This window comes from Propionivibrio pelophilus DSM 12018 (assembly GCF_059569095.1).
Genome location: NZ_JCANUT010000136.1, coordinates 1 through 1,637 on the forward strand (window position 1 = coordinate 1; position 1,637 = coordinate 1,637).

The following is a 1,637-nucleotide window of genomic DNA, read 5'->3' on the forward strand; positions in this document are numbered from 1 at the left end:
CTGGCGGTCGGCATCGACCTCCGGCACAACGGCAGTGAAGGTCTTGACGCAGCCATGGCATTTGAAGCGTGGCACATCAAGGTGAATGGCCACAGACCGTCCATGGCTCGGCATGTCGCGCACGAATAGCGTCTTGTGCTCATGGATGACGACCTTGCCTGCCGGGCCGCACGATGGGCACTGGCGGGAGACTACCTTCGGCTTGGCGCGGACATGATACTCAGTCGCTGTTTCCCGGAAATCAACGACATCAAGGCCGGGAAGGTTCAGGAAATTGACTGGCATGGCGGCAGGCGAAAGGGTCGAATTTTAGCCCTTTTGACCAGTACCACGTAGACGTGAAAAACCCCCGGCAGAGACTGCGCGGGGGTTTTGAGATTGCGTAGAGTATTTACTCGTTGTCGTCTGCTTCCAAGTTTTCCGGGATACGACCTTCAGGGTCGCCAGAAACAACAGGGCCTTCATACGACGCAAGTGCATTCCACTCTTCCTGATTGAAGAAGCGCGGAGCGGCCTGCATACGAGCAACAGCATCCCGCACAAACGCAGTGGCTTGCGGAGGGACTGTTCTTTCCAAGACTGCTGCCATGTTTAGCTCCTTTTCAGGGGTTTCTCGCAGTATATGCGATGAATCTTGTCGGTTGCAACTTTGAAGCCAGCCTGTTCGTACCGCGAAATCAAGCCATCGACCGGCTGAATCAATCGAATGTACGAACAGCCAAGCGCCTCTCCATACAGGGCCAACCCGTCCAACAGGATGGGGAGTACCTGTCCTTTGAGTGGATGGCTTGGGTCTGAGTTCCCCTCCAGGAAGTAGGCAGATACATGCCTTCTTCCACGAGAGGGTTTCCCAATTGCTAGCCCACACAACTCGCCATTCACGCTAACCGCTAGTTCGAACCGGGCCGGGATATTGCGGAACTTCCGCTTTACCTCGAACCAGTCCCATGGATACCGTCGATTAGGCCAATCCATGGCCTGCTCCACCAAGGAATACTCGACTGCCGAAACATCGACTACGAACCCTGTTAAATGCAAAATGCGCAGGTGCAGGAACTCGTAGAAGGCTTGGCGAATATCGTCGTATTCGTCGTGTTTTGCCTTATTCATCAGTCCTCCAGGAACGGTTCTCCGCAAGGCACCGCCGTTCGGGCAGCCACCATACGGTCTTGCTCTGCCTGAAGAATGTCCATTGCAACAGTAACAGCTTCTTCGGGCAAAAGACCGTAAAGCATTTCCGCGACCACGAACTTGGTTTTGTCGAAGCCAAGCTCTTGGGCTGTCGCCTGGAGCTTGTCGGATGACATCACCTTCAGCGTTTTAGCAGTGTCAATGCCGGCCTCGACCACATCGTCAGCGAAGGGCATGCCCGTCATTTGATTAACTTCTACAAACACAATTAACTCCTAAAGAAACGCGGAGCCATACCCTTGCGGGCATAGCGTACCCGCAGGGTTTTGAGATTTTTGCCCTCAAGCTGTATAGCTCTTGAGCTTTTGTTTCAGACGAAACAGTGACGTTACGTCTTGTATTGTCGGAACACGAACGGGTACGAAACCCCCCGGCCGTCGAAGTCCACGCCAAGCTCTTCTCCCTCCCGGTCGATGGCCGCGATAAACCCGATGTCCCCGTTATAG

Annotated in this window: 4 protein-coding genes; all 4 read right to left on the minus strand. The window is 54.2% G+C overall.

Annotated elements, in window-relative coordinates; genetic code table 11:
* Window positions 1–285: transposase family protein (locus BO74_RS21050; RefSeq protein ID WP_496445357.1), on the minus strand; the 285-nt coding region annotated here is incomplete at its 3' end.
* A 106-nt stretch (window positions 286–391) separates the two neighbouring features.
* On the minus strand, window positions 392–589 hold the full coding sequence (locus BO74_RS21055) for a hypothetical protein (RefSeq protein WP_496445359.1): 198 nt from the start codon (window positions 587–589) through the stop codon (window positions 392–394).
* Between the two features lie 2 nt (window positions 590–591).
* On the minus strand, window positions 592–1,110 hold the full coding sequence (locus tag BO74_RS21060) for a hypothetical protein (RefSeq protein WP_496445361.1): 519 nt from the start codon (window positions 1,108–1,110) through the stop codon (window positions 592–594).
* Complete coding sequence (locus BO74_RS21065) at window positions 1,110–1,397, minus strand: hypothetical protein (RefSeq protein WP_496445363.1); 288 nt, start codon at window positions 1,395–1,397, stop codon at window positions 1,110–1,112. Before BO74_RS21065 ends, BO74_RS21060 begins: the two co-directional genes overlap by 1 nt.
* Window positions 1,398–1,637 lie beyond the last annotated feature (240 nt).

Bases quoted from the DNA above. Each gene is read 5' to 3' on its own strand.
- BO74_RS21055 (WP_496445359.1), bottom strand. From the start codon at position 589: ATGGCAGCAGTCTTGGAAAGAACAGTCCCTCCGCAAGCCACTGCGTTT.
- BO74_RS21060 (WP_496445361.1), bottom strand. From the start codon at position 1,110: ATGAATAAGGCAAAACACGACGAATACGACGATATTCGCCAAGCCTTC.